2 protein-coding genes and 1 pseudogene are annotated in these 5,066 nt (G+C 66.2%); all 3 read left to right on the top strand.

The genetic code is table 11. The annotated features are described in order from the left end of the window. Nucleotides 1–292: pseudogene (locus V5A20_RS12955) on the top strand (IS256 family transposase); the annotation flags it as partial. 243 nt (nt 293–535) lie between these two features. Next, a complete protein-coding gene (locus tag V5A20_RS12950; protein WP_332327523.1) occupies nt 536–3,358 on the top strand; it encodes a TonB-dependent receptor domain-containing protein in 2,823 nt (940 codons plus the stop codon). A gap of 135 nt (nt 3,359–3,493) precedes the next feature. Then, nucleotides 3,494–4,882: a RagB/SusD family nutrient uptake outer membrane protein gene (locus tag V5A20_RS12945; RefSeq protein WP_332327522.1), complete on the top strand. Its 1,389-nt coding sequence runs from the start codon at nt 3,494–3,496 to the stop codon at nt 4,880–4,882. Nucleotides 4,883–5,066 lie beyond the last annotated feature (184 nt).

Below are 5,066 nucleotides of genomic sequence, written 5' to 3'. Positions count from 1 at the left end.
GGCAGCTCGCTCCCTTCAAGAGGGACTCGAAGAGACGCTCACGCTCCACCGCCTTGGCCTCTTTGAGGAGCTGGGACGGAGCCTCAAGACTACAAACTGCATCGAAAACCTCATGGGGGAGGTTCAGGGCCACATCGACAACGTCCGGCGGTGGCACCACTCCCCGCAGCGCCACCAGTGGATGGCCCTGGCGCTGATGGAGTCGGAATCGAGCTTCCGTCGACTAACTGGCTACCGAAATCTGCCCGACCTCGCCGACGCCCTTAAAGAAGCGATTTCTGATCGTGAGTGACGCGGAGGGGAAGAACCCCTTCTCTCCCCGTTTCAACTAAACTTGCATACTTGCCGCGCTTTAAGCAAAAACTTGCTTGAAAAGCACAGTTACGCCACTATATTCAAGTTCTGTCTAAGAAGCCGTGATGAAACGTAGAAGAGCTGGTCGCGGCAGAATGGGCGGGGTGGGCACCTACGATCTCCGAATTGCAGACCACACCACGATATGACCTTGCTGCTACGAGCGTCACGAGTGACCTCAATGCTCTTCTTGTTCGGGTTTCTGTCGGTTGGGGGCGCCTACGCGCAATCGGGGACCATTGAGGGCACCGTGACGGACGCGGAGAGCGGGCAGCCGCTCCCCGGCGTGAACGTCGTCATCGAGGATCTCAATATCGGGGCCTCGACGGATGGGAGCGGAGGCTACGCGATCCAGGACGTGCCGGCGGGCACGCACGAGGTGACGGCACAGTTTGTCGGGTTTCAGTCCCGGACGCAGGAGGTGGAGGTGGCCGCCGGGGAAACCGCCACGGTGAATTTTGCGCTCACGGGAGAAACGGTGGGGCTCGACGAGGTCGTCGTGACCGGCGCCGCCGGGGAGGCGCAGCGGGAGGAGATCGGGAATACCATCTCCTCGATTTCGGTGGGGGAGCTAGAGGAATCGCCGACCTCGGTAGAAGACATCTTGTCGGGGAGTCTTCCGGGCGTCACCCTGAATATCGGCGAGGGCATGTCCGGCTCCGGGGCCCAGATTCGACTTCGGGGAAATACCAGCGTCTCGCAGGTCAACGCGCCGCTGGTGTACGTGGACGGCGTCCGCATCCGGAGCACGGGCTACCCGAAGAACGTGCCCCCGGTCGGGTACAGTGGGCGAAGCGCAAACGTGACGGCCAACCCGATCAACGACCTCAATCCGGTTAACATCGACCGGGTGGAGATCGTGAAGGGAGCCGCGGCCACGACGCTGTACGGGACGGAGGCGGCCCCGGGCGTGATTCAGGTGTTCACGAAGGAGGGATCGCCCGGCAGCGACCCGGTGTGGAATGCGCGGGTCCAGCAGGGCGTCAGCGACATGCAGGAGTTCGGTCCCTCCTCGGCGCCGTTCTACCGGATCGATCCGCTGCTTCGCCAGGGTCGTCAGCAAAGCTACTCGGCCTCGGTGCGGGGCGGTGCCGAGGGGGTGACCTACTTCCTCTCCGGCGGCTTCGAGGACAGTGAGGGCGTTCTTCCGGACGACAACCAGCAGAAGTTCTCGACGCGGGCCAACTTCGGATTCAATCCCCTCGAGGACCTGAACGTCAAGTTCAACACCTATTACGTGAACGACGACGTCCAGAACCCGCCTGCCGGCAACAACGCGCAGGGCATCACCCTTAACGCCTTTCGAGGGGGACAGAACTACTTCGGAGATGGCAGTCCCGAGACGATCCGGCAGCTGCTGGAGACGGAGCTGACGACCGAGCGGGACCACTTCGTGATCGGGGGAACGGCGCGGTACAACCCCATCGATCCGCTCACGACCCGCCTCTCGGTGGGCCTCGACCGGGCCGACATGGAGCTCCGATCGTTCCGGCCGCTCGGGTTTGCGTTCGCCCCCGACGGGAAGATGTCCAACCGGAACTGGACCTCCAACGTCACGACCGTCGACCTGGTCAACAACGCCGACTTCGACCTCACGTCCGACCTCAGTACGCGCCTGTCGGTCGGGGGGCAGTACGTAAACACCACCACAAGGTCCGTCTGGGGCTACGCCGAGAACTTTTCCTCGCCCGGTGAGCCAACCCTCAGTGACGGGGCCAGCACCCTGTCCTTCGAGGAGCGCGTGACGGAGATCAACGCGGGGGCGTTCGTGCAGGACGTGCTCCGGTACCAGGACCGGTACTTCCTGACCCTGGGGTTCCGGGTCGACGGCAACAGCTCGTTCGGGGACGACTTCGGGCTGCAGACCTACCCGAAGGCGAGCCTCTCGTACGTGCTCTCCCGGGAGTCCTTCTGGAACGACGACTGGGGGACGCTTCGGCTCCGGGCGGCGTACGGACACGCCGGACAGGCCCCCGGCACCTTCGACGCGGTGCGGACCTGGGCGAGCGAGCCCTGGGGCGACCGCTCGGCCTTCCTCCCAGAGAACGTGGGGAACCCGCAGCTCGGCCCCGAGCGCACCGTCGAGACGGAGGGCGGTTTCAACCTGACGACCCTCAATCAGCGGCTCGACGTCGAGTTCACCTACTACCAGCAGACCACGAAGGACGCGCTCCTGCCGGTCACGCAGGTGCCGAGCGAGGGCTTCGCAGGCAGCCAGCTTGAGAACGTGGGCGAACTCAAAAATACCGGCATCGAGCTCAACGTCGAAGGCGATATCTTCGACGCCGGGGAGTGGGGCTTCGACTTGGGAGCCTCCCTCACGACCAATCAGAGCGAGGTGCTCGATCTCGGCGACGCCCCGCCCTTCGCGGTGTCCGGCGGCGGATGGATTACCGAGGGCGAGCCCTTCCCCGCCGTTCGGGGCCGGCGGATTCTGAACCCCGACGAGCAGGCCGAGCCTGAGTTTCTGCGGGACGAAGAGGGGGACATCACCTTCGACGTTTACGGCCCGAACAACCCCACCCACACGGTGAGCATCCGGCCGCGGCTCCAGTTGCCCTACGACATCGTCCTGTCTGCCCGCGCGGAGTTTCAGGGCGGGCACTACATGGCGGACGGCGCCACCGAAAACGTCGCCTCCCGCGGGAATGCGCCGCAGTGCGCTGCGTTCTACGAGGACCGGAGCCAGACCACGGCCCTTACCCGGGCCCGGTGCGACGTCGACATCAGCGCCGGCCAGTACGCGTCCTGGATCTACCCGGCCGACTTCATGAAGCTCCGGAGCGCGACGCTGCGGGTCCCGGTGCCGTTTGCGGCCTCGCTGACCCGCGGGGCCACCTTCAGCCTCTCGGCCAACAACGTCCGCCTCTGGCTGAACGACGACTTTGAGGCCTTCGACCCCGAGATGACCGGGCAGGAGGGGCTCAACCAGGTCACCCGGGGCATCACCGAGCACATCCCGGCGCCGTTCTCGGTGACGGCGACCCTCGACGTCTCCCTCTAGCCGGGACGACGTCCCCCGCCGTTCCCGAAGGGCCTGGGCGTCATCTCTGCAGGGACGGCACCAGATCGCGCCCTGCCCAGTGGGGCCCGTCTAGGACTCAAGCTTGCACCACGAACCCACAAGAGACTCGTTCTCATGAACATTCCCCTACAGACGCTCTCTGCACGACCGATTGGCGGAGCCGCCGTCGCACTGCTCCTGGGGGCGGTCGCCCTCACGGGCTGCGACTTCACGGCCGACAACCCCGGGCCCACGCCCGACGATGAGCTGTCCCAGGAGATTTCCCTCCCGTCCGTCGTGGCCGGGATGGAGCGGGCGACGGGTGAGGCCCTGAACTTCATCGCCTACGAAGGGGGAGCCGTCAGCCACGAGATCAACGCGGCCGGATCCATCGGGAACTTCGGCATCTCCACCTCCGAGCGCCGGGGGGACGTGAACCCGAGCGGCGGCGACCTGACGTGGGAGCTCGGCCACCGGGCCCGGTTCACCGCGGAGGACGGCGTAGAGCGCATGCGGGACGTGCTCGGGGACGAGTTCTCGTCGAGCGAACTGGCGGCCGAGGGGCTGCTCTGGGTCGGCTACGCCAACCGGCTGCTCGGGGAGAACTTCTGCGTGGCCGTGATCGACGGCGGAGAGGCGCAGCCCAACGACGTCCACTTCACCCGCGCGGAGGAGGCGTTCACCGAGGCCCTCGAGATCGCCCGGAATATCGGCAACTCGGAGTTCGAGCGGGCGGCGCTTGCCGGACGGGCGTCCGTGCGGGCAAACCTGGGCAACTTCGAGGGCGACGACGGGGCGGTCTCCGACGCCGAGCAGGTGCCCCGCGACTTCGAGTACCAGATGCCCTACTTCTCGGACGCCGAGGAGCAGTACAACCGCATCTACTGGGCAAACGCGTTCACGCCGTACGGGGCCCACACCGTCGCGGACACCTACTTCGGCCCCGACGTCACCGGCGAGGAGGACCTCTCGTTCTCCGCGGTCGACGGCGGCAACTACTACGACCGAACCGGCGACTCGCGGGTCCCCTACGAGCTCGAGCCGTTCCGGGACTTCGGGGATACCGGTGAGATCCGGTGGTTCCCGCAGCGGAAGTACACGGCGCGGACTTCGCCCATCAGCCTGTCGAGCGGGGCCGAGATGGAGCTCATTCTCGCCGAGGCCGAGATCCGCAACGGAAACTGGCAGGCCGCGATGACCCGCATCAACGACATGCGCGCCGGGGTGGAGCGGGACGAGACGAATCAGGTCGAGAGCGGCACGGGGGTCGAGCCGCGCTCGGCCAGCAGCGAGACGGAGGCCTGGAAGTGGCTCAAGCGCGAGCGCATGATTGCGCTCTGGCTGGAGGGGCGCCGCATGGGCGACCGGCGGCGCTGGATCACCGACGACGCGGTGCCGAATGCCCACCCCCAGCAGGACCTGCCCGGTCGGGACTACTGCTGGCCCATCAGCCAGACCGAGCTCGAGTCCAACGAGAACGTGAGCTCGAGCGACAACGACCTCGGCGCGCCTTATGACTACTAGACGAGCCCGCGACGCCCGCAACTCGGTAATGTGACCCGACGTGTGGGACGCGGGAGCGGTGGGGCCTGCCCGTTCCCGTCATGTTTGGAGCGCCCCGGACAGAAGACCAGGCCACGGGGAGGCACCGTCCGCCGTCCACGGCCCCCGGCGGATTGGACCTTTGGCCAACTTTTGGGCACCTTGA

The organism is Salinibacter sp. (assembly GCF_036626415.1).
GTDB lineage: Bacteria > Bacteroidota > Rhodothermia > Rhodothermales > Salinibacteraceae > Salinibacter.
The sequence above is the reverse complement of the archived record's forward strand: the minus strand, read 5'-3'. Positions and strand labels throughout refer to the sequence as shown.

Coding starts and splice junctions, on each gene's coding strand:
- V5A20_RS12950 (WP_332327523.1), top strand. CDS start 536: ATGCTCTTCTTGTTCGGGTTTCTGTCGGTTGGGGGCGCCTACGCGCAA.
- V5A20_RS12945 (WP_332327522.1), top strand. CDS start 3,494: ATGAACATTCCCCTACAGACGCTCTCTGCACGACCGATTGGCGGAGCC.